The 24,479-nt window shown below is 54.0% G+C and carries 22 protein-coding genes and 1 tRNA gene; 8 read left to right on the top strand and 15 right to left on the bottom strand.

Annotated elements, in window-relative coordinates:
* Positions 1–174 precede the first annotated feature (174 nt).
* Positions 175–249: transfer RNA gene (locus tag Q371_RS10040), tRNA-Val, on the bottom strand.
* 139 nt (positions 250–388) lie between these two features.
* On the opposite strand from Q371_RS10040, the gene Q371_RS10035 reads away from it, so the two are divergent.
* The 4 genes from Q371_RS10035 (at position 389) to Q371_RS10020 (ending at position 3,793) form a co-directional block, all read left to right on the top strand.
* Positions 389–1,123 carry a metal ABC transporter ATP-binding protein gene (locus Q371_RS10035; protein WP_034339763.1) on the top strand — a complete coding sequence of 245 codons (735 nt, stop codon included), beginning with the start codon at positions 389–391 and terminating at the stop codon, positions 1,121–1,123.
* Positions 1,123–1,938: a metal ABC transporter permease gene (locus tag Q371_RS10030; protein ID WP_157442629.1), complete on the top strand. Its 816-nt coding sequence runs from the start codon at positions 1,123–1,125 to the stop codon at positions 1,936–1,938. The genes Q371_RS10035 and Q371_RS10030 overlap by 1 nt, the downstream gene beginning before the upstream one ends.
* Positions 1,939–1,975: 37 nt before the next feature.
* A complete protein-coding gene (locus Q371_RS10025) occupies positions 1,976–2,431 on the top strand; it encodes an RrF2 family transcriptional regulator (RefSeq protein ID WP_034339760.1) in 456 nt (151 codons plus the stop codon).
* A 303-nt stretch (positions 2,432–2,734) separates the two neighbouring features.
* Positions 2,735–3,793 carry a transcriptional regulator gene (locus Q371_RS10020; RefSeq protein WP_034339755.1) on the top strand — a complete coding sequence of 353 codons (1,059 nt, stop codon included), beginning with the start codon at positions 2,735–2,737 and terminating at the stop codon, positions 3,791–3,793.
* Here Q371_RS10020 and pdxR read toward each other — a convergent pair.
* From pdxR to Q371_RS09970, 10 genes are all read right to left on the bottom strand, one after another.
* Positions 3,790–5,193 (bottom strand): MocR-like pyridoxine biosynthesis transcription factor PdxR, encoded by a 1,404-nt coding sequence (gene pdxR, locus Q371_RS10015; protein ID WP_034339740.1) that lies wholly within the window; start codon positions 5,191–5,193, stop codon positions 3,790–3,792. The two genes, Q371_RS10020 and pdxR, sit on opposite strands and share 4 nt — an antisense overlap.
* A gap of 109 nt (positions 5,194–5,302) precedes the next feature.
* Positions 5,303–6,094 (bottom strand): amino acid ABC transporter permease, encoded by a 792-nt coding sequence (locus Q371_RS10010; RefSeq protein ID WP_034339737.1) that lies wholly within the window; start codon positions 6,092–6,094, stop codon positions 5,303–5,305.
* Between the two features lie 52 nt (positions 6,095–6,146).
* Positions 6,147–6,899: an ABC transporter substrate-binding protein gene (locus tag Q371_RS10005; protein ID WP_034339734.1), complete on the bottom strand. Its 753-nt coding sequence runs from the start codon at positions 6,897–6,899 to the stop codon at positions 6,147–6,149.
* 333 nt (positions 6,900–7,232) lie between these two features.
* On the bottom strand, positions 7,233–8,327 hold the full coding sequence (locus Q371_RS10000; RefSeq protein ID WP_034339962.1) for an ABC transporter ATP-binding protein: 1,095 nt from the start codon (positions 8,325–8,327) through the stop codon (positions 7,233–7,235).
* Positions 8,328–8,635: 308 nt separating this feature from the next.
* Positions 8,636–11,467 carry a preprotein translocase subunit SecA gene (gene secA / locus Q371_RS27880; protein WP_034339730.1) on the bottom strand — a complete coding sequence of 944 codons (2,832 nt, stop codon included), beginning with the start codon at positions 11,465–11,467 and terminating at the stop codon, positions 8,636–8,638.
* Positions 11,468–11,795: 328 nt separating this feature from the next.
* The gene (gene tsaD, locus Q371_RS09990) at positions 11,796–12,833 is read right to left on the bottom strand and encodes a tRNA (adenosine(37)-N6)-threonylcarbamoyltransferase complex transferase subunit TsaD (RefSeq protein ID WP_051963997.1); all 1,038 of its coding nucleotides are present in this window, start codon (positions 12,831–12,833) and stop codon (positions 11,796–11,798) included.
* A 43-nt stretch (positions 12,834–12,876) separates the two neighbouring features.
* Complete coding sequence (locus Q371_RS09985) at positions 12,877–13,689, bottom strand: undecaprenyl-diphosphate phosphatase (RefSeq protein WP_034339728.1); 813 nt, start codon at positions 13,687–13,689, stop codon at positions 12,877–12,879.
* A 169-nt stretch (positions 13,690–13,858) separates the two neighbouring features.
* Positions 13,859–14,530, bottom strand: a complete 672-nt coding sequence (locus tag Q371_RS09980; RefSeq protein ID WP_034339726.1) for a hypothetical protein — start codon at positions 14,528–14,530, stop codon at positions 13,859–13,861.
* Positions 14,531–14,845: 315 nt separating this feature from the next.
* Positions 14,846–15,583, bottom strand: a complete 738-nt coding sequence (locus tag Q371_RS09975; RefSeq protein ID WP_034339723.1) for a sugar phosphate isomerase/epimerase family protein — start codon at positions 15,581–15,583, stop codon at positions 14,846–14,848.
* Between the two features lie 36 nt (positions 15,584–15,619).
* The gene (locus tag Q371_RS09970) at positions 15,620–16,711 is read right to left on the bottom strand and encodes a Gfo/Idh/MocA family protein (protein WP_034339721.1); all 1,092 of its coding nucleotides are present in this window, start codon (positions 16,709–16,711) and stop codon (positions 15,620–15,622) included.
* A gap of 529 nt (positions 16,712–17,240) precedes the next feature.
* Between Q371_RS09970 and Q371_RS09965 the strand changes: the two genes are divergently transcribed.
* Complete coding sequence (locus Q371_RS09965) at positions 17,241–17,762, top strand: YceI family protein (RefSeq protein WP_034339718.1); 522 nt, start codon at positions 17,241–17,243, stop codon at positions 17,760–17,762.
* Between the two features lie 67 nt (positions 17,763–17,829).
* Here Q371_RS09965 and Q371_RS09960 read toward each other — a convergent pair whose 3' ends face one another.
* From Q371_RS09960 to cysE, 3 genes are all read right to left on the bottom strand, one after another.
* On the bottom strand, positions 17,830–19,701 hold the full coding sequence (locus tag Q371_RS09960) for a hypothetical protein (protein ID WP_157442628.1): 1,872 nt from the start codon (positions 19,699–19,701) through the stop codon (positions 17,830–17,832).
* A 179-nt stretch (positions 19,702–19,880) separates the two neighbouring features.
* Positions 19,881–20,846 (bottom strand): cysteine synthase A, encoded by a 966-nt coding sequence (gene cysK / locus Q371_RS09955; RefSeq protein ID WP_034339712.1) that lies wholly within the window; start codon positions 20,844–20,846, stop codon positions 19,881–19,883.
* A 52-nt stretch (positions 20,847–20,898) separates the two neighbouring features.
* Positions 20,899–21,705: a serine O-acetyltransferase gene (gene cysE, locus Q371_RS09950; RefSeq protein WP_211253829.1), complete on the bottom strand. Its 807-nt coding sequence runs from the start codon at positions 21,703–21,705 to the stop codon at positions 20,899–20,901.
* Between the two features lie 119 nt (positions 21,706–21,824).
* On the opposite strand from cysE, the gene Q371_RS27535 reads away from it, so the two are divergent.
* Positions 21,825–22,028: a hypothetical protein gene (locus Q371_RS27535; protein ID WP_034339704.1), complete on the top strand. Its 204-nt coding sequence runs from the start codon at positions 21,825–21,827 to the stop codon at positions 22,026–22,028.
* Here Q371_RS27535 and Q371_RS09940 read toward each other — a convergent pair.
* On the bottom strand, positions 22,013–22,366 hold the full coding sequence (locus Q371_RS09940) for a hypothetical protein (protein ID WP_034339701.1): 354 nt from the start codon (positions 22,364–22,366) through the stop codon (positions 22,013–22,015). The two genes, Q371_RS27535 and Q371_RS09940, sit on opposite strands and share 16 nt — an antisense overlap.
* 390 nt (positions 22,367–22,756) lie before the next feature.
* Here Q371_RS09940 and Q371_RS09935 point away from each other — a divergent pair, with 390 nt between their 5' ends.
* Both Q371_RS09935 and Q371_RS09930 read left to right on the top strand, forming a co-directional pair.
* Positions 22,757–23,674, top strand: coding sequence for a carbohydrate ABC transporter permease (locus Q371_RS09935; protein WP_034339698.1), 918 nt, complete (start codon positions 22,757–22,759; stop codon positions 23,672–23,674).
* 35 nt (positions 23,675–23,709) lie between these two features.
* The coding region (locus Q371_RS09930; RefSeq protein ID WP_034339695.1) for a carbohydrate ABC transporter permease at positions 23,710–24,479 on the top strand (770 nt) is incomplete at its 3' end.

Raw genomic sequence — 24,479 nt, 5'->3', positions numbered from 1 at the left:
GTTCAGATTGTCGAACACACCTTCCATCAAAACATCAACTCAGGTGCAATTTCAGAAAAGGTTTTTCCAGATCTTCACTCCTGCTCAAAAAGTGCATCGCTGCATGATGGCTGTCAAAGCAAATCCCCCCAGAGCATTCTGAGGGGATTTGTTGTGTTTGGCACGCTTTTGATTTGGTGGGCAGTGAGGGATTTGAACCCCCGACCCTCCGCTTGTAAGGCGGACGCTCTACCGCTGAGCTAACTACCCTTGCCGTAAGCTCAAACATCTTATTAAAGGTTCCAGAGTTCGTCAAGACCTGCACCTCTTTCCTGCTCCCAGAAACTTAATGATAAATGTCTATCAATACCTTTCTTGCCAGAGCCAATCGGAGTACACTGAACTCTTGATGCAGGAGATGGCCATAGAAACACAGGGACTGCGGGTCCGTTTTGGGGACTTCGTGGCTCTGGACAACCTCAGCCTTCAGGTGCCCACAGGGGCTTTTCTGGCGGTGGTGGGACCCAACGGCGCAGGCAAAAGCACCTTCATGAAAACCCTATTGGGTCTGGTGACCCCAGAGGCCGGCGAGGTGAAAGTGCTGGGCAAAAAACCCGGCAGTTCGCCCACACAAATCGGCTATGTGCCGCAAATCAAAACCTTTGACCGCTCTTTTCCAGCGGTGGCCATTGAACTGGTGCTCTCTGGGGTGCGCAGGGCGTGGCCGGGACCCCTGCGGGCGTCTGAACGCAAACTGGCCACCCAAGCTTTGGAGCGTGTCGGTGCAGACCGTCTGGCTGAGCGTCCTCTGGGCAGGCTTTCTGGAGGAGAACTCCAGAGGGTCTATCTGGCCCGCGCTCTGGTGCGTAAACCTTCTTTAATTCTGCTGGACGAACCCGCCACTGGAATTGATGCTCTGGGCGAAAAGGACATGTACCACATGCTGGAAGCCTACCGCAAGGAAAGCGGAGCCACCATCGCCATGATCACCCACGACTTTGATGTGGCCCGTTACCACGCCTCTTATGTGATTGTGCTGAACCGCACCCTGTACGGTTGTGGTCATCCCTCCACAGCCCTGTGCGAAGATTGCCTGTCCAGAGCATACGGTCACGGCAGCCACCACCACAAAAGGACCCTCTGATGGAAATCGTGCAGGATTTTCTGACCCTCCCCTTTTTGCAACGGGCCCTGATGGCCGGAATCATCATCGGTTTGATGTGCGGCTACTACGGGGTCTTCATTGTCCAGAGGGGCCTCAGTTTTCTGGGCGACGGTCTGGCCCATGCTGCTTTTGGGGGGGTGTCTCTGGGCTTGTTGCTTGGCTGGACACCGCTCTGGGTGGCTTTGCCTTTCACGGTGCTGGTCAGTCTGGGCATCACCTACCTCCGTGAAAAAACCGAACTGCAAGGTGACACAGCAATCGGAATCTTCTTCGCTGTGTCGGTGGCTCTGGGTGTGCTATTTTTGGGGCTGAAGAAGGAGTACACCGCAGATGCCTTCAGTTACCTGTTTGGCAGCATCCTGAGTGTGGGCACTGCGGATCTGGTGGTGATCGGGGTTCTCTTGCTCCTGACGGTGCTTCTGGTGCCCACCACCTGGAAGCAACTGGCCTACAGCACCTTCGATCCAGAGCTTGCTGCTTCGGATGGGGTCAACGTCAAGGGCCTGAACTATTTCCTTTCGGTGGTTCTGGCTGTGACCGTGGTGGTCAGCGTGAAAGTGATTGGCATCGTGATGGTGGCCTCTTTTCTGGTGATTCCAGCAGCAACCGCAAGGCTTCGCAGCCGGACTTTGTACCAGATGACATTGCTCTCTGCCCTGCTGGCCGCTCTCGCCAGTATCATTGGACTTGTGGTGTCTTACCTGATCGACGTGCCTTCCGGCTCAACGATCATCCTCTCTCAGGCGCTGTTTTTCCTTGTGGCAGCGGTGCTTCCCAAAAAAACCCGTACTTGACGCACGGATTTTACGGGTTTAAGGTGGTGTTTAGGATATGTGGATCTCAACCAAAGCACAGTACGGGCTGCGTGCCCTGATTGAAATCGGCAAAAACCCCAATCAGGCGGTTCCCCTCAAAGATGTGGCAGACAAGCAGGACATCAGCCAGCACTATCTGGAACAGATTGCCTCCAACCTGCGCCGTGCCGGGTTCATCCGCAGTGTTCGGGGTGCACACGGTGGGTACAGGCTCTCCAGAGCCCCCAAAGACATCCGTGCATGGGATGTGGTGGTCACCATGGAAGGCAGTCTGGCCCCGGTCAGTTGCCTCGAAGACTCCGACTCCTGCACCAAAACCGGCAGTTGCGCCACCGAAGGCCTCTGGAAGCGCGTGGAAGATGCCATCAAGGATGTGCTTTACAACACCACCCTCGAAGACCTGATCAAGGAAAACGTACAACTGGAACACAGCAAACTGGTCCAGCTTGAGCCCTTTTACTCCCACCCTTGAATCTCAACAATCCTTGAACACCAGAGTTGCTCTGGTGTTTTTTTGTTGTGCTGATCGGTGAAGATTTCCAAACGGCGAGGCATGCCTCGCCCCTACAATCCACAACAAAGATCCCTGCCATTGGGCGCAGCACGCTTCTTGTGCAGAACAGTTCACCGCGTATTGGTGAACTTGCACGCTGCGCCCCTACGGTGGTAACAATGTTCTGCCTTCTGCCCTTCAGTATGTTTTTGGTAAGGCATGATCTTTTATGCTGTCTTACACAGGAGTACACTGCATTTATTCCCCCTTGCAGAGGAGCATATGGTTCTTCACCTGCTGTTGGTCAGTGCACTTGGAATGGTCGCCCTCCGTTTCGCAGCCCAGCTTTACGTGCGCAGTTCAGGCACGGCACAAACCCACCATCTGGCAGGCCTGTATGCCCTTTATGCCTTCATGAATGTGCTGGTGTTCATGGCACAGCATGCAGGAAACACCCCTCTGGCAGCAGCGGCCCTGACGTTGCTGTTCATTGCCATTCCCCAATTCATCGGGCGGATCTCTTACACCCTTCTGCAAACCTTCAATTCGGTGTACCACAAGCATCCAGAGCAGATGCACACGGTCACCTACGGCATCACCACCGTCACCACCCTGATTGCCTCCATGAACATCCTCGGGGTGATGTTCACCGGGCAGATGGTGACCAGTTCAGAGACCATCTTCCTGAACGTCTTTTATGGGCTTTCCATGCTGGGTTGGGTCTGTGTGTTCCTGATGGTGCAGAACATTTCCATCAGCTTTCCAGAGCACCGCAAGTACGCGGTTTTTCTGCTGATCAGCCTGACCTTTGGCCCGATCCTGCTGGCTCCCCTGATGGCCGGGGTTTTCCATGTCAACGATGCTCTGGTGCTGTTCCTGACCTTCACCCCTGTGCTGCTCACCCTGCATTTGCTGGTGGAAAAAGCAGGTTTGCTGAATCCGCCGTATTTCATGCCAGAGCGTGCCATCCGCTTTGTTCCCTATCCTGTGATGGTCACGGATGCCGATGATCTGGTCACCTGGATGAACGAGGAAGCCAAAAAGCTGGAAGCCGCAGACATCGGACGTCCTGCCCTGAGTGCTTTTTATTCCAGTGAGGATTTTGTCACCGACCAGAACCAGTGGGAACCCGAGCGTGAATACCGCTATGTGCGAACACGTTACAAGGAATACCTGCTGCGCAAACAGCCCATTTACGGCAATGACCACGAACTCCTCGGGTACCTGTACACCGCTCAGGAAGTCACCGTCGAGGACAAGCTGGCCCAGCACTACCACGCCAGCAAGAATTACCATGTCTCGCCAATCAAACGCAATTTTTCAGAGCAGCAGGATTCTTAAAGCGCCTGCCCGAGTTGCCGGATGCCCCTCTGGATCTGCTCGGGGTTCAGGTGGGCATAGTTCAAAATCAGGCCACTCTGCACACTGTGCATGGCGTACCTGCTGAGAAAATCCACAGCCACTCTGGAACGCAAAGTGGCTTCCCTGAAATGGTTCTCTGACCACTGGTCTGGCAGAAGGGCGCAGATGTGCAACCCTGCCCCTGTGGTGGGCACTTTCAAAGCTGGAAGGTGTTGTTCCAGAGCCTCCAGCAGGGTTTCGTACCTTTCCAGAATCATTCCTCTGGTTTTTTTGAGGTGACGTGCAAAGCCTCCAGAGTGCAAAAAATCCGCCAGAGCCAGACTGTCCAGCGTGGGCGGTTGACGGTCGGTCAGATAGCGGGTTGCAGAAAGCACCTCAATGATGGGAACAGGGGCCACCAGAAAGCCGCTGCGCAACGCAGGAGACAGGCTCTTGGAGAATGTACCGACGTAAATCACCTGTGCAGGATTCAAACCGTGCATGGCAGACAGAGGTCGGGTGTCAAATCGAAACTCCGAGTTGTAATCGTCTTCAATGATCCACGCTCCAACACTTCTGGCCCAATCCAGAATTTTCAGGCGTCGGGATGCAGGCAAAATGGCTCCTGTGGGAAATTGATGGGCCGGGGTCACATAAAGCAGGTCGGCCTTTTCAGGGAGGTGCTCGGGGTTGAGGCCCTCCTCATCAACAGGCAGGTAAATCACCTCTGCACCAGAGGCTTCAAACACCCGTCTGGCCCCCAGATAACCCGGATCTTCCATCACCACAGTCTTGCCCGGTTCCAGAAAGACCCTTGCCAGAGCGTCCAGACTGCCCTGTGATCCACTGGACAGCATGACCATGCCTGCGGTGGCCTTCACCCCCCTCTCGCGTGCCAGATAGCTTGAGATGGCCTCACGGGTTTCCAGAGGCCCCAGCTCATCTCCATACTGTCCGAGGCCACCCTGCAGGGCTTTGGCGCGCTCTCGCAGGGCTCTGGCCCACGCTTCTGCAGGAAAAAACTCATTGGGAACATTCCCCAGCCGAAAATCCACATCCACCTGACTGTAGGCTGGCCGGGTGGGGGTTTTCAGGGCTCGGGTCGCCCATTCCGTCAGTTTCAAAGCTGGAGGAGGCACCTGCAAGGTCACCTCTGGATTGACACTGTGGGCCACATAGGTGCCACTGGCCGGACGTGTCTCAATGAACCCCTCGATTTCCAGCAGTTCAAAAGCCTCCAGAACCGTGTTGCGGGCCACCCCCCAGGTGCGGGCAAATTCACGGCTGCTGGGCAATTTGCTGCCCTCTGGCAAAGCACCTGCCAGAATGGCTTCACGCAAAGCCTGATAGACCTGACGGTACAGGGGATCGCTCGGGTTGGGGCTCAGGGGTGGGAGCATGGTTTCAGTGTAGAGGGGACAAGGCACAAAGCAGAAGAAAGAAGGCTGAGCAGATTACAGTCAGAAGCAAAAACCGCCCCCAATGGGGCGGCTCTGGTTGAAGAAAAGTTCATCTGGATTTGGTCTGGAAGCGGCGTTCCAACTCGTTGGTGAAGAAGGTCATGATGGTGGTCAGGAACAGGTAAATCGCAGCCGAGGTGAGGTACGAAGGAATCACCAGGAACGTCTGGCTCTTGAAGCGATCAATGGCATTGGCCAGTTCAAAAGTGCCCACCACAGTTGCCAGAGAAGTGTCTTTCAGCAAAGACACCACGTTGTTCACCAGAGGCGGAATCGAAACCCTGACCGCTTGCGGCAAAATCACCAACCACATGGCCTGAATGCCACTGAGGCCCAAAGAACGGGCAGCTTCCGTCTGTCCTCTGGGGATGGACTGGATGGAAGCACGAATCACTTCTGCATTGTATGCGCCCTGGTTCAGGGCCAGAGCCACCATGGGAGCATAGAAATCGAAGTCAGGCACATCGACCACACTGGGGAACAAAATGGGTGTGGCATTGAAAGCGAACAGAATCTGCACAATCAGTGGGGTTCCGCGAAAGACCCACACATAAAAAGACGCCAGCCATCGGAACAGCGCAAAACCACTGAGTTTGGCAATGCCAGTGATGGTGCCCAGCATGATTCCCAGCACGCCCGAGGTGACAGTCAGAAGCAGGGTGGTCTTCGTGGCATCCACAAAGATTTGTGCATTGGTGGCGAACTGCTCTGCGTATTCCAGCCCCAACAACCTTGGAACGGTTTTGACTGCATAGCCAATGAAGATCAGAGCAATGGGAAAAGCGATCACCAGACCGACCATCCACAGTGCGTTGTTTAAAGTGGTGTTTTGCTGTTTCATATGCACATCAAAAAGGCAGGAGGCCTGTCAAAAACCTCCTGCCTGATGGATTTCACTTGCAGCGAACGTCCGCGTTGAAGTATTTCTTGCTGATCTTGGCGTAGGTCCCATCCTTGATGATGTCTGCCAACGCACCGTTCAGGGCTTCTGTCACACTGTCATTGCCTTTGTTGACCACCATGGCGATTTTCTCCTGGAAGAGGAGGTCTCCGAGTTGCCATTTCACTTTGGGGTTGGCTTTTTGGGCATCCAACACCACAAATTTGTCGCTCACCCAAGCATCCACTGTACCGGCCACCAGAGCGGCCACTGCATCGGTGTCTTTGGGGAAGGTTTTGACTTTCACCCCTTTGACTTTTTGCACATTGGACAGGTAGCTGGTGCCCACCTGCACAGCAACCCGCTTGCCATTCAATTGTGCAGCGGTTTTGATGTTGGGGGATTTGGAAACGATCTGTCCACCCGTGCAGTAGTGGGGATCGGTGAAATCCACCACTTTGGCCCGTTCTTCATTGATGCCGTGAGAAGCAATGGCAAAGTCATAGCGGTTCTGGGTGACCCCAATGATCAGGGAGTCAAAAGGTTGGGTGATCCACTGGACTTTCAGACCGAGTTTTTTGGCAATGGCATCGCCAACTTCCACTTCAAATCCCGTCAGTTTTTTGCCTTCGAAGTAATTGAACGGCTTGAATGCGCCTTCGGTGGCGATTTTGATGGTCCCAGAGGCTTTGATCTCGTCGAAGGTGCGCGCACCAGCAGTGGCGGTGAGGAGAATGGCACCTAACAGTAAAGCGGTCTTCTTCATGGGTACTCCTTTGAGTGAACGGGTTTGGGACATTCTAGCACAGCTCTCTGTTTTCTTTTCCTGTCCTGAACGCGTGTTTTGATCAAGCTCAAGAACTGCCAGACGGGGTTCCAAATGCTGTTTCAGCTTAACACAACTGGTTAAAATTTGTATAGAAAGTTGCCATTTGGAAAGTATTGGAGCCGAGAGCATCCTGCAATACCTCACAGAGATGGTCAGGGGGACGGGTGTAGGGGCGGGGCGTGCCTCGCCCCAAAAGCTTTCGCTTTTCAAGCCCTCGGCAAACAAAAAGCAGACCACCGCAAAACGGTGGTCTGCTTTTTGCTTCTAGATTTAGCGGGTCAGGGCCAGTTCGGTCTGCATGTCAAAGGCATACAGGCGGCTGCGGTCCACGAGCAGTTCAACTTGATCACCGGGGCGCACAGGAGCGTGTCCGTCCACTTTGGCGATCAGGGTTTGGCCCCCGAGGTCCACGATCACGTCGGTCTGGGCGCCAAGGGGCTCCACAACTTCGACGGTGGCGCGGATCACGTTGGTGGCGTCTTCAGGAATGGAGGTGTAACCCTTCATGCCAATGTGCTCGGGGCGGATGCCCATCCACACTTGTTTGCCTTCGTAACCACGCAGGGACTGGGCAAGACCGCCGGCAGGCAGGATGGCAAAGCCCTGACCGGTGAAACGTCCGCCTTGCACGGTGGCCGTAGCAAAGTTCATGGAAGGGCTGCCGATGAATCCGGCCACGAATTTGTTTTTGGGGTTGTCGTACAGGTTCAGGGGGGTGTCCACTTGCTGGATCACGCCGTCACGCATCACGACGATGCGGGTACCCATGGTCATGGCCTCAACCTGATCGTGGGTCACGTAAATCACAGTGGCGCCCAGACGACGGTGGAGCTTGGAGATCTGGGAGCGCATTTCCACACGGAGCTTGGCGTCCAGGTTGGAAAGGGGCTCGTCCATGAGGAACACTTTGGGTTCACGCACGATGGCGCGTCCCAGAGCCACACGCTGACGCTGACCTCCGGAGAGTTCCTTGGGTTTGCGGTCCAGCAGGTGCTCGATTTGCAGAATCTTGGCAGCTTCACGCACACGCTTGTCGATTTCGGCTTTGGGGGTTTTGCGCAGACGCAGACCGAAAGCCATATTTTCGTACACGTTCATGTGGGGGTAAAGTGCGTAGTTCTGGAACACCATGGCGATGTCGCGGTCCTTGGGGGGAACGTCGTTCATCACACGGTCGCCAATGCGCAGGGTGCCGTCAGAGATGTCCTCCAGACCGGCGATCATCCGCAGGGTGGTGGATTTTCCGCAGCCCGAGGGACCGACGAACACCATGAACTCGCGGTCATGGATGTGCAGGTTGAAATCGGTGACTGCAGTGACTTTGCCGTAGCGCTTGTAGACCTTCTCTAAGATAACGTCTGCCATGTTGTTTTCCTCCCCCATGCTCTCACCCGTGAATGTCCTCGGGCGACTTGGGTGCGTAGAGATTGCTTGCTTCTTACGCCAGTGATTTTTGCCTACAACTCAGATCATAGCATTGTCATTTGACCGTGCATAGTCCCTGTTTAAACGACAAAAGCTTGTCTGGGTCCAATGTTTTGCAGACGACAGCATTACAGTTTCATTACGAAAGTGCACCACGAAAAGGCCACTTTGTTGTGCAAGAGAACAAAACTTCCCCCAGAGGGGGAAGTCGTTTGATGTTGGATTTTGCAACCTGCTGAGGGGTTGCCTCAGGCTTCAGAGCCCTGATTGACCTGCAAACGGAACATGAACTTGGTGACTTCACCTTTGAGGGTGTCGATCATTTCGTTGAACATCTTGGTGCCCTCAAATTTGTACTCCTGGAAGGGATCGCGCTGACCATAACCACGCAGGAAGATGCCCTGACGCAACACTTCCATGGCATGCAGGTGCTCTTTCCAGTACTGGTCCACGTTTTGCAGCAGCACATAGCGGCCAACACCCATGTAAAGGGCGTTGCCCAGTTCTTCTTTGCGTTTGTCGTGGGAGTCGGCGGCAAATTCCAACATTTTGTGGTGACATTCGTCTACGGTGTTGCCTTTGAGGGCCTCAAAATCAAAGTCTGCAAAGGCAGGGATGTGCTCTTCGAGTTCGGTTTTGAGCCTGCCCATGTCCCAATCTTCAGGGCTGATGTTCTCTGGGGCGTGGGTGTACATGGCACTTTCCACGTAATCGCCGATCATGCCTTCGATGCTCTCTTCGATCTGGGTGTCTTCCCCGAGCAGCACTTCACGGCGCTGGGCGTAAATCACTTCACGCTGCTTGCCAAGGACGTTGTCGAATTCCAGCAGTTGTTTGCGGATGGCAAAGTTGCGTTCTTCCACACGGCCCTGTGCACGCTCGATGGCTCCAGTCACCATGCCTGCAGCGATGGGCTGGGTGTCGTCCATGCCGATGCGGTCCAGCATGGCCAGCACGCGGTCATTGGCGAAAAGGCGCATCAGGTCGTCTTCAAAGGACACGAAAAATTTGCTGGAACCAGGGTCCCCCTGACGGCCTGCACGTCCGCGCAACTGGTTGTCGATGCGGCGGGATTCGTGGCGCTCGGTGCCGATGATGTGCAAGCCCCCGAGTTCTTTGACTTTCTGGCGGTCTGCCTCGATCTGGTCTCGGGCCTTTTCAATGCGCTCGATGATTTTGGGGTGCACTCCAGCTTTTTGACCCATTTCACGCGCATTGGGGTCTTTGCGGATGATGGCCTTGATGAAGGTCTCGATTTCAGGCTGGTAACGGGACAGGCTGATCTGCTCAACAAGGTCACCAGCGATGAACTCTGCGTTGCCCCCGAGCATGATGTCCGTACCACGACCGGCCATGTTGGTGGCGATGGTCACAGCCCCCAGACGGCCTGCCTGAGCGATGATGTTGGCTTCACTCTCGTGGTATTTGGCGTTCAGCACCTGGTGTTTGATGCCTCTGGCCAGACCTTCAAGGGTTTTGAGGCGCTTGACGAACAGGTCAAAAACCTCCAGAGCATTTTTGGGAATCTCAGGGCGCAGGGTTTCGAGTTCTTCTCTCCTGAGGCCTTTGAACATCTCTTTGAGTTTGGCGGTGAGGCCTTCGTTTTTCTCCACTTTGGCCAGCAGCATGTTGGCCAGTTGATTGACAAATTCGCCGTACTGCTGTGGTTCAGAGAGCAACTTGGACAGGTGCTCACTGGTCTCGATGCTGGCGGTACCGACCAGCAAAGGTTGACCACTCTGGTGGCGCTCGACGATTTCATCGACAACGGCTGCATATTTGCCCGCTTTGGTGCGGTACACCAGATCGTCGTGGTCTTTGCGGATCACAGGCAAGTTGGTGGGGATCACCAGAACGTCAGAGCCGTAAATGTCGAGGAACTCTTTTTCTTCGGTTTTGGCCGTTCCGGTCATGCCCGAGAACTTGGTGTACAGACGGAAGAAGTTCTGGTAGGTGATGGTGGCCAGTGTCTGGTTTTCGTTCTGGATCGGCACGCCCTCTTTGGCTTCGATGGCCTGGTGGAGGCCTTCTCCGTAACGGCGTCCGGGCATCTGGCGTCCGGTGAATTCATCCACGATGACCACTTCGAGTTCGCCTTTTTCGTTGGGGCCAACGATGTAGTCTTTTTCGCGGAAGTACAGGTCTTTGGCACGCAGGGCCTGCACGATCATGTGGGCTTTCTGCATGTGATCGGGGCTGTACAGGTTGTCGATGGAGAGCATCTGTTCAATGCGGTTGATGCCCGCCTCGGTGAGGTGCACACCCTTGGATTTTTCTTCGACGGTGTAATCTCCGGTGGGTTCGGTGCGCACACCGGGCTCGATGGGCTCTCCTCGGGTCAGGCGTTTGACCAGTTTGGAGATCACGTAGTACTGGTCGGTGGCTTTTTCGGTGGCACCCGAAATGATCAGAGGGGTCCGGGCCTCGTCGATGAGGATGGAATCCACTTCGTCGACGATAGCAAAGTTCACAGGGTGGTCTGCACGGAGCACCAGTTGATCGGGTCCCTGCGCCATGTTGTCACGCAGGTAATCGAAGCCCAGCTCGCTGTTGGTGACGTAGGTGATGTCGCAAGCGTAAGCAGCACGCCGCTGAGGAGGTTGCATGTCGTGCTGGATCAGGCCGACAGTCAGGCCTAAAGTGCGGTACACCAGGCCCATCTCCTCGGCACCCACTTTGGCAAGGTAATCGTTGGTGGTGACGAGGTGGGCTCCGCGTCCTTCCAGAGCATTGAGGGCCAGTGCAAGGGTGGCCACCAGCGTCTTGCCCTCACCGGTTTTCATCTCGGCGATGCGGCCCTGGTGGAGGGAGGCACCCCCGATGAGCTGCACATCGTAGTGGCGTTTGCCAATGGAGCGTTTGGCCGCTTCACGGATCAGGGCAAAGCCGGGCACCAGCACCTGATCGAGGTTCTTTTCACCGCTCTGGACCTGTGCACGCAGTTTCATGAACTCTGCAGCCAGATCGGTGACTTTTTCCATTTCTGCTTCCATGGCATTGACCGGGTCAACGACGGTTTTGCGCAGGCGCGCAACGTCGCGTTTGTTGTTGTCGAAAGCCTTCTTCAAAAGTGCAAACATGATCGCCTCACTATACTCGTTTCGGTGCAAGCGCGGTTTTGGCGCTTTCCGAGAGACCGGAATGGTTTTGTGTCTGTGCTGGGCAGGGCCTCAAGGGTGACACCTGATGTTACCTGAACAGATTCTGAACATGGGTGGGTCGTTGATACCACCGTTGATACCACAACGGCTTCCATGGGTGAATCCAGCATGTCACCCATCTTAGCACGCAATAGATCTGCGCGTACCCGTATCAACTTTACTTCTCTGGCAGGATTCTCACCCGCACTGGCACACAAAGGATTGCTCAGTCCCACCTCACGTCTGTTCTTGCAGAATACTTTAAAAATCAGTGAGCTGCCTGAACCAGCGGCAAATACGCTTCTGCTTCCGATTCCCAATCGCTATGCTGTTCACCTTTCAGGGCTTTTTTGACTGCTGCAAGGGCAATCATCGCTCCATTATCGGTGTTGAGGTGCATGGGAGGAAAGTGACTTCGCAAACCACTCTGGCCAAAAGCTTCACGCAGTGCCCGATTTGCAGCAACTCCACCAGAAACCACCACATGCCGGATGCCCAGAGCTTTGGCTGCCCTTTTGGTGGTCTGAACCAGAGACTCCACCACCCGGAATTGAAAACTGGCCGCCAGATTCTCGGGATTCACACCCGCTTTGACGGCCAGCAGACAGGCGGTTTTGATGCCAGAGAAAGAAAAATCAAAAGCCTTCTGACCCAGCAGAGGACGGGGCAATTCGACCCCTCTGGGGTCTCCCCTTTCAGCGGCTTTGCTGATGGCAGGTCCTCCGGGGTAACCCAGACCCAGCATGCGGGCCACTTTGTCAAAAGCCTCTCCGGCAGCATCATCGCGGGTGGCTCCCACCAGTTCATACTGGCCGGGAGCATTGACCTTGAACAGGTGGGTGTGCCCTCCAGAGACCACCAGAGCCAGATGGGGAAACGGCAAATCAGGATGTTCGGACACTGCGGCCTGAATGTGGCCTTCCAGATGGTGCATGGCATAAAATGGCACACCCAGACCCTGCGCCAATCCTTTGCCATAGGTCAAACCGACCAGCAAGGCACCCACCAAGCCGGGTCCTCGGGTGGCAGCAACCGCAGTGATGTCTGACAGCGAGATTCCAGCCTGAACCAGGGCATCTTCCAGAATCGCATCAATGCGCTCCACGTGCTCACGGGAAGCCACCTCGGGCATGACCCCACCATACTGGCGGTGCACCTTCTGGGACCAGAGGGCATTGGCCAGCACCTCTGGAACCCCGTTCTGAACACGCACGATGCCCACTCCTGTGTCATCGCAACTCGTGTCGATGCCCAGAATGTACAAGACTTCTTTTTGCGAAGAAAGCGACAGCGAGGCGGGATCCATCCTCCCCTCAAGAGGGGAGGAAAGCGACAGCGAGGCGGGGTTCTTACGCCCGGACATTGGAAATCACCCCGGTGTACACCAGAATCAAAATCACAATGCCCGCAATGATGCGGTAAATGGCAAATCCTTTGAAGTTGTTTTTGGAGATGAACTTCAAAAGCCAGCCAATTGCCAGCAAACTGGTCACAAAAGACACCACCAGACCAATCACGATGTTGGTCATGCCATGGTCTCCAAGGTTGTCCATGTCCTTGAGCAAGGAATAAATGGATGCCCCTCCCAGAACAGGCATGGACAGGTAGAAACTGAAACCGGTGGCTGCGGAACGGCTCATGCCTGCAAGCATCCCACCCATGATGGTGCTGGCACTTCTGGACACCCCAGGAATCAAAGAGCAGATCTGGGCCAGCCCCACAATCAGGGCCTGTTTGAGACTGATGTCGGTGGTCTCACGAGTGATTTCACGTCTGGGATAGGACTCGATGATCCAGAGCACAATGCCCCCTACAATCAGCGAGATGGCCACTGTGGTGGAGTTGAACAGGTACTTTTGAATCTGGTCTTGAAACAGAAAGGCAATGGAAACGGCAGGAATCACCGCAATGATGATCCCGAGCCAGAAACGCTGCACTTCTCTGGAGGAGGTGATTCCCTGCGCTTGCTTGAGGATGTCACGGAAGTAAAAACACAACACAGCCAGCACACCACCCAGCTGAATCACAATCTCGAAGGTGTTGCTGCCTGTAAATTTCAGCAGGTCTGAAGTGACAATCAGGTGCCCTGTGGAGGAGATCGGTAAAAATTCGGTGATGCCTTCCACCACGCCCATGATTGCTGCCTTGATCCAATCAAACATAACGAACACTTTATAGCACGGAGATGAAATTCTTAAGTGACAGACATCGACATCCAGAGGGGCAGATGTCACCCCTGCTGTACCACCCCATGCTCACCAGCAACACCACATCAAAACAGACACCTTTTGCAAGGTGCCTGTTCCACTCTGGTTGAGGAGGGTTTGAAGGTCAGAACTTGAAGGTCACGCCGACTTTGCCACCGAAACCGCTGCCAGTGTACATCTGGTTCAGCTTGCCATAGTTGGCTTCGGTGAAGAACCAGACGTTGTTGCCCAGATCGGCCCGCACGCCCAGACCGCCACCAAAAGCAGCAGTGTTGGCCACATTCACACCCACATCACCGTAAACGTCCAGACCCGCATTTACGTGGTACGTACCTCCGGTTTTCAGGCCCCACACGTTGGTACCGCCACCTGTGAAGAAGCGGTCGTAAGACCCTTCAATGAAGTAGTCAAAAGCCTGATCGGCGGTGGTGAAGGCAATGCCTGAAACCAGACCTGCACTGCCCACGGTGGTTCCGCCCACGGTGGTGAGGCTGCCTCTGGGGCCAATGTAAACACGGGTGCCGTACACAGCGTCGGTGTAAACGTTGAACAACAGGTCACCGTTCATGTTGAAGGCGGTGGCATTGCCCACACTGTAAACATTGCCGTTGATGCGGGTGTTGAGGGTCACGCCCCCGAAATCGGCAACATCTTTGGCCCGCAGTCCGAATTCACCCGAGACACGGTTCTGGTCGCCCACACGGTCGAGTCCAGCACCCACAGAGAACCAATTTTCGTTGGCAGCCATCGCACTGCCCACACTTGCCAGGATCAAAAGAGAAAGGAGTTTGCGCATGTTCAATTACCTCGAGAGTCAATGTACACCCCTCGGGTTTTTTCCGCTTAAATACAGCATTTATCGATTTTGCCCATGTTGCTCACATTGTTTTTGCCTGTGCAGGCTCAAAGCCGTGCAATGGGGTGTTTTCTTACTGTGAAAATATAAAGGATTCTTCATCAATTCAAGTTTTCTTGCACCCACACACGCTTTTCAGGTGAAATATCACATCCAGAAAAGCAAAAACTTGAGAAACAACATGTTTTTTCTGAGCATCCCATCAAGAAAAAAGTGACCTTGCGTGAACAAGGCCACCCAATCCAACAGAAACCCTTACAGTGCACCTTGTGACTTGAGGTGCTCCAGAGACTTCTGCAAACTGTCCCATGCAGAGCCTTCACAGTTGTCCTGCTCGACCAGCATCCACTCTACGCCTGCCTCTGGAGCAAAGGCCAGGATGTCTGCCAGAGGGACTTCACCTGCTCCGAGTTCCACGGTTTGCCAACCGCCTTCAGGTTTAGGCTTCACATCTTTGAGGTGCAAAAGCGGGATGTTTCCTGCATGCTTTTGCATGTATGCCACAGGAGAAACCCCTCCTGCATGCAGCCATGCCACATCCAGCTCTGGTTTCACATGTTGGGCTTTCAACAGGAAATCCAGCACTTTCTGACCCTCGTGCTCTTCCAGCAGTTCGTGGTCATGGTTGTGGTATTGCAGCACGAGACCATGGGGGTGAAGTTGCTGGGCGGTCTCGGTCAAGACCGTCTGAATGTATTGCCAGGACTGTTCTTCCGTGGCTTTGGACCATGCACAGGTCAGGTAATTGGTTCCCAAAGTTTTGCATTCCTCGATCAACTCTGGCAGGCGGTTTTTCAGGTCATCCAAACCGGTGTGACGGCCCACCACCTGCAGTCCCACCTCATCGAGGACAGCTTTGATGTGTGTAGCGCCCGGAATCTGTCCAAACAGTTCGACCCCCTGAAAACCCATTTCTGCGACTTTGCGCAGGGCACCTTCGTAGTCTTTTTGCAGTTCATCGCGGATGGTCCAGCATTGCAGTCCATATTTCATGTCAGGTCTCCTCTTTTGATGGTTCAAACATGCAGCTCAATCCAACATGCCCTTGCTTTGATCGATGGTCAGGGATTCAGGACGCTCTGGAGCAGAGGTCAAAGCAATGGCACAACGTTTCTCACTGCTGTTCAAGATGGCATGCATGGTTTCCAGCACATGGTAGGCAAGTTCACCACTGGCACGGTGAGAACGCTGGGCTGCATGGGCTTCCAGCATGTCACTGAGACCCACACCACGGGAATTCTGGGTCAAACCATGCTCAGGTTGGATTTCGGTCCACTGGCCGTCTTTCCAGAGTCGGGTCACCCCACCAAAGCTGTTGGGATCCGGCAACACCAGAGTGCCTTCAGATCCGTACAGCACCAGCGTGTCGTACTTGTCCCAGTGGGTGTCAAAGCTGGTGGTCAGGGTGCCAATCACTCCAGAGTGCAATTGCAAACTGGCCGTGACGTGGGTGGGGGTGTTCACCTGAATGCTCTGGCCTTGCTTTGCACCGTTTCCAATGGTGCGTTCAGGGAAACTGGCCCGCGAAAATCCACTCACACTGGCCACAGGTCCAAGCAGGGCAGCAATGGCGGTCAGGTAATACGGCCCCATGTCAAAGAGGGGGCCTGCTCCGGGTTGATAAAAAAATTCGGGATCGGGATGCCAACGCTCTGGTCCTCTGGAAAGCATGGCAGCATGGAATCCAATCACTTCACCAATGGCGCCTTCATCGAGCAGTTTGCGGGCATTTTGCAAGCCTCCACCCAGAAAGGTGTCTGGTGCACAACCGACCCTGAGACCGCGTTCTGTGGCTTCATGCAAAAGCTGTTGTGCCTCTTCCAACCGGATGCTGAGGGGCTTTTCATTGTAGACATGCTTGCCAGCCCGCACCGCTTGCAGTGCAATGTCTGCGTGGGCAGCCGGAATGGTCAGGTTCACCACCGCCACAATGTCAGGGTGGTTCAAGAGTTCTTCCACAGAAAGCACTTCTGGAACGCCATATTTTTCTGCCTGTGCTCTGGCACGGTCCAGATTGAGGTCTGCAATGGCCTGCACCCGGGTGTTGTGAAAACGTGCAGCGTTTTCGAGGTAAATGCTGGAGATGTTGCCTGCGCCAATGATGCCGATGGCCTGTTTCATGGGGACCTCTGGGAAGAACTGGAGTTGGTGTTTCCACCAGTCTAAAGGCTGTTGAAAGCGCCGTCAAAGGATCAGACCTTCTCTAGCACATCCATCTTGAAAAGCCTTTTTCTAGACGCAACTTTCTTGTCAAAGCCCTGTCAAACACTTGAAATCCTTTTGCAAAAACCTGTGGGTGTTCCAAAAGAACATCAGGCTGAAAAGGTGTTCCAGAAAGACAAAAGACAGCATTCTTCACCCGAGCCACCGTGAAGCTGATGTTTCAAATTCGCCATGAAAATTTTGAAAAAACTGGACCCCTCTAGACCTCTGGTTGTTTCTGCAAGGCAGGTCGAACGAACACAAGGCTTCAAAGAAAGGCCATGCTTGTCCACGGAAGGGTTTGACCACACCACGCTCGAACTTCAGGATTTCAATCACTATGTATTCTTTAACACTATTTTTTTTAAAGCAGATTGTTTAAGATTGAACCATAAGCAGGTGCACCACCCCTGCGCCCCACCACTTCAGCACCACAAGGAGCCAGAGCATGCAATGGAACATTGATCCCAGCCACAGCCAGATCGGATTCGCCGTCAAACACATGATGATCTCCACCGTTCGCGGCAGCTTCAAAACCTATCAGGGCACCATCGAAACCGATGACCAGCACCGCCCCACCAACGTCAGCGTCACCATCGAAGCAGCCAGCGTGGACACCGGCGATGCCCAGCGTGACGGTCACCTGCGCAGTGCAGATTTTTTCAATGCAGAGAGCAGCAAAGAGCTGACCTTCCAGAGCACCAGCATTGAACAAACCGGGGACCAGAACTACACCATCCATGGCAACCTGACCATCAATGGCATCACCAAACCTGTTGCCCTGAAAGCCGAAACCACCTCCACAGGCAAAGACCCCTGGGGCAACACCCGCATTGCCGCTGAGGCCACCACCACCATCAACCGTGAAGAGTGGAACATCACCTGGAACGCTGCTCTGGAATTCGGTGGCGTCCTGGTCGGCAAAGATGTGAAACTGACCCTTGATGTGCAGGCCATTCTGGTTTCCTGAACATCCAAAACAAGAGAACACCCCAAACGGGGTGTTCTTTTTGCATTTCCAGTTGCATGGCCAGAGGTCACTTCAGCGGTGCAGACCAGGGCTGAACATTCAAAACCAGATCATCTCTGGACAGGGACAGTTGGGCACAGTTCTCTCCCTCTTTGACACAACCGTACAGTTCGCCTGCATCTGGTTGGCCATTGTTGTTGGCATCCAGAGTGGCTTCCAGTGTGTATGTGCCATCACGCAACCCGGTCAGGCTGAACGTGGCTTGCTCCCCTTTCTGAAACACCTTCACGGTGCGTTTGGGAGAATCGTCCAAACACTGGCCGTTGTCCAGCAGACAGGCGGTCAAAGTCAATCCTGCTGTGCTCTTTCCAGCAGGAACATTGACGGTCCCTGCAAGGGTGTTGGCAGGTCCCCAGGGCAACTCACCTTTGAAACGGACCACCACCAGATAAGGGGATTGGAAACTGGTTTTCAGGGTGATGGTGGCATCTTTGTTTTGACCGCGTCCCACATAGTAAGCCATGGAGCGGGCAGTGTCTTTCAGGGATTTCAAAGGACGGTAGCCCAGAGGACTGAAGCTGCCAGGACGGTTGGGATCCGCCTTCAGACCCTCTCGCAGATTCAAACCCTTGTAGTCAAATGTGCTGGTGATCCCTGAGTTGCTGAACATCAACACCTGTGCAAAGTCCAGCATCTGTTCATCAAAGGGTTTGCCTGTGACTTTCTCCAGATTGGCCTTTCCGTTGGTGTTGTTGACGGACCACTTGCGCCAGAAATTGTTGTGACCCACCAATTCTGCTTGACGCCACATGAACAGGAAGTTGTAACCGTAGAAATTGGACGACTCATCTCCAGCCTGACCATCTGACAGGTAAACCCTCACATTTTGAGGGGAAAGCAAACCTCTGGCAGACATGTTTCTGGCATACGATCCCATCTGCGTTCCATAACCCGACAGTTCCTCAGCCGACACTGCACTGGCTTCTTCGATCCAGCTTTCTTCATCTGGAAGATCCTGCACAAACCGCTGCCCCCCAGAGATCAAGTGCTTCAATTCATGCACCAGTGTGGAAGGAAGGTCGTAATTGAGCATGCTTTCTCTGGTGATGTCCGGCAAGAAAGAAGATGGGGTGGCCGAGTAAAAAATGTCTCCTTCATTTGAGTGCACCCCGTAAGCTTCGAAGATGTCTGCATCAGGATACCAATCCACACCGTACACATATCCAAAAGCACTTTTCCCAACTTCTCTGGAGAACACAATTTTGATCTTGCCGTTTCCATCAATGTCGGCAGGGGTTCCAAAATACTGGGTGTCCACTTTGTACAATTTCTCTTCAAAAACACGGGCAAATTCAGCCAATTCTGCGTCGGTCAGGTCTTTTGCGTCCTGCTGGTCCACAAACCAGTAGGCATGGGCGGAAACATGTCGCAAAGTGGTTTTCACTTGCACCTGATCGTTTTCAGCAAACACCCAGTAGTTGCAGGTCTGTCCCACTTGGGTCACAGGACAACCATTCAAACCCTGCTTCTGTGCCGAAAGGGGCTGGATGCCCTTTTGCTGAATCTTCTTCAACAGGTTTTGTTGTTGCTCCATGAATTGGTGATGCTGCCTGTCCATTTCGGTTCGAAGCTGCTGGCTCTGGCTTTCTGCAACCAGAGCCTGGGTGGGCACTGGAGAAGCCACATTGTTCACCTGAAGTTGATAGGTGAACCCATCGGTGGCGTCAGGTTGCAGGGCATTCACTGGAATGACGGCCACACCCTCATTGCTGGCGAGGTTTTTGAGGGTCACGGTCACCTGTCCCTGCTTGAAATCTGCAGGGCGAAAAATCTGACTCTGGTAATTTTCCTGGGGTCGAGGTTGAGGTTGTTGAAACAGCCCACAACCGGTCAGGGTGGTTGTGGCTGCAAGGGCCAGCATCAAGGTCGTTTTGTTCATGTTCATCCTCCTGCGTGTTCAAAGATATCCTTTTCTGGTTGCTTTTTCCCAGAACCAGAGCCTGAAATCCAGACCACATGCAGTCAGGATTGTAACTTTTATTTCTAAAATTGTATACAGCTGAATGCGATGAAAAAAAGCACCTCTAAAAGGTGCTTTTTTTCTTGAACAAACTGGTTTTATTGAACCAGTTCTTGATCGGTGAAGATGCCATCGAACAGGATGCTGGACAGGTAACGCTCTCCAGAGTCAGGGAGCACCACCACAATCATCTTGTCCTGGAACTCGGGTTGCTCAGAGACACGCACAGCAGCAGCCACAGCAGCACCACAGGAAATGCCGCACATGATGCCTTCTTGTTGCATCAGGCGACGGGCCATGTCGATGGCTTCCTGATCGGTCACGGTTTCCACACGGTCCACCAGACTGAGATCAAGGTTTTTGGGGATGAAGCCTGCACCAATCCCCTGAATTTTGTGGGGGCTGGGTTTGGGTTCTTCTCCGTTCAGGGTCTGGGTGATGATGGGGCTGTTGACTGGCTCAACGGCAACCGTGGTGATGGCTTTGCCCTGGGTTTTCTTGATGTAACGGCTGACCCCGGTGATGGTTCCTCCGGTGCCCACGCCACCCACAAAAACATCGATTTTGCCTTCGGTGTCGTCCCAGATTTCAGGACCGGTGGTTTTTTCGTGGATGGCAGGGTTGGCGGGGTTCTCGAACTGCTGCAGCAGCAGGTATTTCTCGGGATTGCTGTCCACGATTTCCTGTGCTTTGGCAATGGCCCCTTTCATGCCCTTGGGAGGCTCGGTGAGCACCAGTTCGGCACCCAGAGCTTTGAGGACCTTGCGGCGCTCAAGGCTCATGCTGGCAGGCATGGTCAGGATGATGGGGTAACCTCTGGCAGCGGCCACAAAGGCAAGACCGATGCCGGTGTTGCCACTGGTGGGCTCCACAAGGGTCATGCCGGGCTTCAGGATCTCACGTTCCTCGGCATCCCAGATCATGTTGGCACCAATGCGGCACTTCACACTTCCAGCAGGGTTGCGGGCTTCCAGCTTGGCATAAATGTTTCCATTGCCAATGCGTTTGAGGCGCACCAGAGGGGTGTGCCCGATGGTCAGCGAATTGTCGTCGTAAATGTTCACTTGTTCCTCCTTGAGAAGCCCGGTGGGCAGAAATCAAACAAAGCTTGAAGGCTCAGATGTGGATGTCAAATTCATGGTCCATCTGCAGGGCAGGGGTGAATTTCACATTGCGGGCCACCACTTTGGCAGGCACCCCGGCCACGGTGGTGTGCGCATGCACGGGTTTGACCACCACACTGCCCGCAGCGATTTTGGCGTCTCTGCCAATTTCGATGTTGCCCAGAATGGTGGCACCTGCACCGATGAGTACACCCGAGCGGATCTTGGGGTGGCGGTCACAGCACTCTTTGCCCGTTCCGCCAAGGGTGACGTTGTGGAGCATGGAAACGTTGTCCTCCACCACAGCGGTTTCGCCAATCACGATGCCTGTGCCGTGGTCCATCAAAATGCCCTTCCCGAGTTGGGCTGCAGGATGGATGTCAATGGCGAACTGCAAAGAAACCTGACTTTGCACAAAAAGCGCAACAGCTTGCCTTCCTGCATTCCAAAAGGTGTGGGCAATGCGGTGGGCTTGCAGGGCATGAAACCCTTTGAAGAACAGAAAAGGGGTCAGCAGGTCTTTCACGGCAGGGTCCCTCTGGCGGATGGCCAGCAGGTCTGCCAGCACCCCTTCCAGCACCTGTGCATCAGAGAGCACCGCCTGAAACTCGGGCTTCAGGACATCAAAAGGGACATCCAGAGTGCCAAGCTTGCGGGCCAGAAGCACACTGAGCCCTTCCTGAAGGGTTTCAGGTGTTTGGATCACCTGATGCAGCAACGTCCTGAGCACGGGTTCCTTTTCAGAAAGCTGCTGTGCGGCATGTTGAAGTTCCGTCCACACTGAAGTGGCCTGAACGGGGTTTTGAAGAAGGGTTGCCACGCTCATAGTATACAAATGCTATCAATTGTGTGTGCGACCAATTGACTAGCTGATCGCAATTGAGGGGCCTTTCTGTGGTTTTCAAGCATCAAGCGTTCAGCTTCCTTTCTGGAGAGCAGATGAGCGAAGGGGTCAGCAAGCAACAGCTTCATTGTGCCCGGAAAATGCCATCGAAATCTGTCCCTTTTCCGGAATTCCCAGCAGTCAACCGGCAAACCAAAATGAAAACCGGACCTGAACGGTCCGGTAAAAAAGTGAAGATTTGGGGCAAAGTTGAAGGGCAGATGCAGCATGCTGACACAAAGTGTCAAAAAGACAATTGATTGAGCAGTTCTGTGAATTTGGAAATGGTAGCCAGGGTCAGGAAAGAAACACTGAAGATGGTGAACATGCTCATGGTACGGCGAACATTCAGAGCATAGGTGGGGTTGTTGACATAGGTCTGGTGGTGCTTTTGCCAGCGGGCAAATTTCAGCTTGCCATCCTGGCTGATGCATTTTCCATTGAAGGCCAGCCCAGACCAGGTCACAAAACCCTCCGAGGTCACTTCACGGATGGTGTCTTTGCGAAAGAGAGGCTGGGGATGGGAAAGACTGGGGTAGACGATGACTTCATCGCCCACTTTGTAGGTGTTGTTGTTGTTGGAACGCGCTTTCAACATTGCACTTTACAGAATACACCGCATTCTTCAGTTTCACTACAGTTTTTCCCAACTGTTAAGGTTGTAATCAAGATGTTTCCAATTTATAAAACCCTGTGTGTTTTCATAAATTTCTTCATTTAACAGATACCGTTTCTGTTTTTGCTTCATGCAGATCATGATGGTTTTTATCATTGAACTCATCTGTCTCTTCATGAAATTTCCCCTCCATCCTCAGTGAAAAATGAAACATTTCCATAAAACCTGCACCACTCAACCTGCGGACAGAGGTTGGCTTCGCTGGCAGTGGGTGAAGAATCCAGACAAGACTGCTAGACTGAAAAAGCACCACACATCCCTATCGCTTCGGAAGAACCGTCTCATGATTTCATTGATCCCAGGAGGGTGAGCATGACGAACACCGCAGCAAAGACCTCGGGCACCTCCCGTCGGGGGGTGCAGGCCGCCCGTGCCCAGACCGCGTTTCTGTTCCTGATTCCGGCACTGGTGGCCATCGCACTGGTGGCAGGATATCCTCTTTACAAAACCTTCTTTTTCAGTTTCACCGAGTCCAACATCTCTGATCCCTCCAGCGCCAAATGGATTGGTCTGGGCAACTACTGGTTCACCACCGAAGATGGTGTGGCCCTCGGGTTGCTGCAAGATCCCAAATGGTGGGCTGCCGTCTGGAACACCCTGAAATTCACCGTGGTTTCGGTGGGGCTCGAAACGGTGCTGGGCCTGATCATCGCTCTGGTGATCAATGCCAAATTCAAGGGGCGCACTTTCATGCGGACCGCCATGCTGGTGCCCTGGGCCATCCCCACTGTGGTTTCTGCACAGATGTGGGCGTTCATGTACAACGATTCTTTCGGTTTGCTCGGCACCCAATTTGGAGCTGTTCTGGCAGACACCAATTCTGCTGTCTGGGCGATCGTGGCCGTGGATGTCTGGAAAACCACCCCTTTCATGGCCCTGATGTTGATGGCTGGTCTTTCGATCATTCCAAATGACCTTTACGAGGCGGCAGATGTGGACGGCGCCAGCAAGTGGACCCAGTTCTGGAAAATCACTTTGCCTCTCTTGAAACCTGCATTGATGGTGGCTCTGGTGTTCCGCACCCTCGATGCCCTGCGTGTCTTCGACGTGATGTACGTCATGATGGGACCCAACAAAGCCGCCGAAGCTTCCATGACCGCCTATGCACGCCTCAACCTGATCGACAACCAGCTTCTCGGGTATGGCAGCGCAGCTTCGGTGTTCATTTTCCTGTTGATCATGGTGTTCACCGTGATTTATGTGACCACCCTGCGTGTGCGTTTCGATTGAGCTTAAGCCCATCTCTGCTGTCCCCGAGGTGACCCATGACCATCCGATCCGTGCAGAGCAAACAACACATCCGAAAAACCCCGGTGCTGCAAACGGTGTTGTTCTACCTGCTGCTGGCCATCATCGCCGTCTACCTGCTGTTCCCCTTCGTGTGGGCCGTCATCACCAGCCTCAAAAAGGCCAGTGACATCTTCCTCCCACCCGCACAATTCATCGCCGCCGAATGGACTTTGGACAACTACATCGGTGTCTTCCAGTACCCTGCCTTCTCCAGAGGCCTCCTGATGAGCGTCATCGTCGCCGTCGGCAGCGTGCTGATCTCCCTGCTCATCGGTGCTTTCGCCGCTTACGCCCTCGGCAAGTTCAAGTTCAAAGGCAAGTCCGTGATCCTCTACATCATCCTTGCCGTTTCCATGTTCCCCCAGATCGCCGTCCTCTCGGGCCTGTTCACCCTGATCCGCGAGTTCAACATGTACAACACCCCCACCGGACTGATCTTCAGTTACCTGATTTTCACCATCCCCTTCTCGGTGTGGGTGCTCACCAGTTTCGTCCGCGAAATCCCCAACGAACTCGAAGAGGCCGCCATGGTTGACGGGGCTTCCCCCCTGCAAACCCTCTTCAAAGTGCTGTTGCCCGTGATGGGTCCCGCTCTGGTCACCACCGGACTGCTGGCCTTCATCAACGCCTGGAACGAGTACCTGTTCGCCCTGACCTTCACCTCCGACAACCGCACGGTGCCCGTGGTGATCGCGAACTACTCTGGGGCTTCACAGTTCGAGTTGCCGTGGGCGAACATCATGGC

Source organism: Deinococcus misasensis DSM 22328 (assembly GCF_000745915.1).
GTDB classification, from domain to species: Bacteria; Deinococcota; Deinococci; order Deinococcales; family Deinococcaceae; genus Deinococcus_C; species Deinococcus_C misasensis.
Note: the sequence above shows the minus strand (reverse complement) of the source record. Positions and strands in the feature narration are given on the sequence as shown.

Bases quoted from the DNA above. Each gene is read 5' to 3' on its own strand.
- Q371_RS10035 (WP_034339763.1), top strand. From the start codon at position 389: ATGCAGGAGATGGCCATAGAAACACAGGGACTGCGGGTCCGTTTTGGG.
- Q371_RS10030 (WP_157442629.1), top strand. From the start codon at position 1,123: ATGGAAATCGTGCAGGATTTTCTGACCCTCCCCTTTTTGCAACGGGCC.
- Q371_RS10025 (WP_034339760.1), top strand. From the start codon at position 1,976: ATGTGGATCTCAACCAAAGCACAGTACGGGCTGCGTGCCCTGATTGAA.
- Q371_RS10020 (WP_034339755.1), top strand. From the start codon at position 2,735: ATGGTTCTTCACCTGCTGTTGGTCAGTGCACTTGGAATGGTCGCCCTC.
- pdxR (WP_034339740.1), bottom strand. From the start codon at position 5,193: ATGCTCCCACCCCTGAGCCCCAACCCGAGCGATCCCCTGTACCGTCAG.
- Q371_RS10010 (WP_034339737.1), bottom strand. From the start codon at position 6,094: ATGAAACAGCAAAACACCACTTTAAACAACGCACTGTGGATGGTCGGT.
- Q371_RS10005 (WP_034339734.1), bottom strand. From the start codon at position 6,899: ATGAAGAAGACCGCTTTACTGTTAGGTGCCATTCTCCTCACCGCCACT.
- Q371_RS10000 (WP_034339962.1), bottom strand. From the start codon at position 8,327: ATGGCAGACGTTATCTTAGAGAAGGTCTACAAGCGCTACGGCAAAGTC.
- secA (WP_034339730.1), bottom strand. From the start codon at position 11,467: ATGTTTGCACTTTTGAAGAAGGCTTTCGACAACAACAAACGCGACGTT.
- tsaD (WP_051963997.1), bottom strand. From the start codon at position 12,833: ATGGATCCCGCCTCGCTGTCGCTTTCTTCGCAAAAAGAAGTCTTGTAC.
- Q371_RS09985 (WP_034339728.1), bottom strand. From the start codon at position 13,689: ATGTTTGATTGGATCAAGGCAGCAATCATGGGCGTGGTGGAAGGCATC.
- Q371_RS09980 (WP_034339726.1), bottom strand. From the start codon at position 14,530: ATGCGCAAACTCCTTTCTCTTTTGATCCTGGCAAGTGTGGGCAGTGCG.
- Q371_RS09975 (WP_034339723.1), bottom strand. From the start codon at position 15,583: ATGAAATATGGACTGCAATGCTGGACCATCCGCGATGAACTGCAAAAA.
- Q371_RS09970 (WP_034339721.1), bottom strand. From the start codon at position 16,711: ATGAAACAGGCCATCGGCATCATTGGCGCAGGCAACATCTCCAGCATT.
- Q371_RS09965 (WP_034339718.1), top strand. From the start codon at position 17,241: ATGCAATGGAACATTGATCCCAGCCACAGCCAGATCGGATTCGCCGTC.
- Q371_RS09960 (WP_157442628.1), bottom strand. From the start codon at position 19,701: ATGAACAAAACGACCTTGATGCTGGCCCTTGCAGCCACAACCACCCTG.
- Q371_RS27535 (WP_034339704.1), top strand. From the start codon at position 21,825: ATGAGCGAAGGGGTCAGCAAGCAACAGCTTCATTGTGCCCGGAAAATG.
- Q371_RS09940 (WP_034339701.1), bottom strand. From the start codon at position 22,366: ATGTTGAAAGCGCGTTCCAACAACAACAACACCTACAAAGTGGGCGAT.
- Q371_RS09935 (WP_034339698.1), top strand. From the start codon at position 22,757: ATGACGAACACCGCAGCAAAGACCTCGGGCACCTCCCGTCGGGGGGTG.